Origin of the sequence: Pengzhenrongella frigida, assembly GCF_004168625.1 — a bacterium.
Classification (GTDB): Bacteria; Actinomycetota; Actinomycetes; order Actinomycetales; family Cellulomonadaceae; genus Pengzhenrongella; species Pengzhenrongella frigida.
In genome coordinates, this window is record NZ_SDWW01000114.1 from 1 (window position 1) to 1381 (window position 1381).

General features: G+C 66.9%; 1 protein-coding gene. It reads right to left on the reverse strand.

The window, feature by feature from the left end:
• Window positions 1-192: 192 nt before the first annotated feature.
• Window positions 193-741: a TetR/AcrR family transcriptional regulator gene (locus EUA98_RS19560; RefSeq protein WP_165372932.1), complete on the reverse strand. Its 549-nt coding sequence runs from the start codon at window positions 739-741 to the stop codon at window positions 193-195.
• Between the last annotated feature and the right edge of the window lie 640 nt (window positions 742-1381).

Below are 1381 nucleotides of genomic sequence, written 5' to 3' on the forward strand. Positions count from 1 at the left end.
CTTCGGCATGGCGAACATCCTTCCAGCGAGGACCAGGTCCTCACAGGTCAGGAGTCAACGAAACCGGGGGCAGTCCCATCCTGTCTGGGGGTGTGGTGCGTGGGTGGGCTGGTCGAGCGAGAAGTGGGCGTGCGGGATCCACCGGGGCACCGCGTGTCGTGGAGCAAGGAAGTGCGTTGCGTGGTTGCGGCGTCAGCCGCGGGGCGTGCCGTATCGGGCGAGGACCAGGTCGACCGCGGCCTGGGCATAGCCGGCGTCGATGGGTTCGCCGGTGATTAGGAGGCAGAAGTACAGGGGTCCGACGAGAGTGTTGAGTACGAAGTCGATGTCGGTTTGTTCGGAGAGCTCGCCGCGGGCGATGCCGCGATCGAGGGCGGCGCGCCAATGGCGCTGGTTGGGCTTGATGATCAAGTCGCGGTAGCTGGTGGCGAGCACCGGATCGGCGGCCATCTCGGCCACCAGGCCCGGCAGGACCCGCCCGAGCGGTGTGCGGGTCAGGGTGTTGATGAGTTGTTCTGTCAGGGCGAGCAGGTCGCCGGCGGCGCTGCCCGAGTCGTTGTCCTTGCCCGGGCGCATCTGGGTAACCATGGCTTCGACCACGAGCTGGGACTTCTGCGACCACCGGCGGTAGATGGCAGGCTTGCTCACCCGGGCCCGACGGGCGACCTCGGCCACGGTCACTTGCACGTATCCGACTTCGGAGAGCAGCTCGATAGTGGCCCGCAGGATCGCCTGGTCCATGTCCGGGTCGCGGGGGCGACCACGGTCACTGCCACGACCACCGGGTCGGCGGGGCGCCAGCACTGATTCGGACATGAAGACCAACTCCCCATTTGCGGTTCTGGAAGTAACGTAACAGGACCGGAGTCGTTCCGCAACCATCAGTTACGGAACAACCAATATTGAATCTGTTAACCCAGGACAAGGTCGAGTCTTGGGTCGTCGTGCGAAGTACCCCGTCCACTGGTGTGTCATGTCGAGGGCGCTGCGTTGGCAGGAGAGGCCGGGACGACGTCAGCCATGAAGGCGGCGAACAGGCTGGGCTCGTCCAGGTGCGGGTTGTGGCCCGAGTTGTCGAACGTCACGAGCTGTTTGCTCGGCGCGACCAGTGCCGCGAACCACTGGCGGGCCAGGACCGCGCGCCCGGGCGCCCCGTGGGCGCCTGGCTCCCGTTTCCTGCACGGACCTGTCCGCGGCCGCCTGGATCGCCGGTAGTGCGCTTCGTCTGGCCAGCAGACCAGGCTTGGTGCGTCCCCAAGGACGAGCAGCGTGCGGCTTTGCGACTCCACGGCGTGCCGAGCGCGGGCTAAGTCGTCGTCGCATCCCGCGTTGTGGAACACCTCGAGGGCGGCCCTCGCGCCACGCGCACCGCAGCACGTTC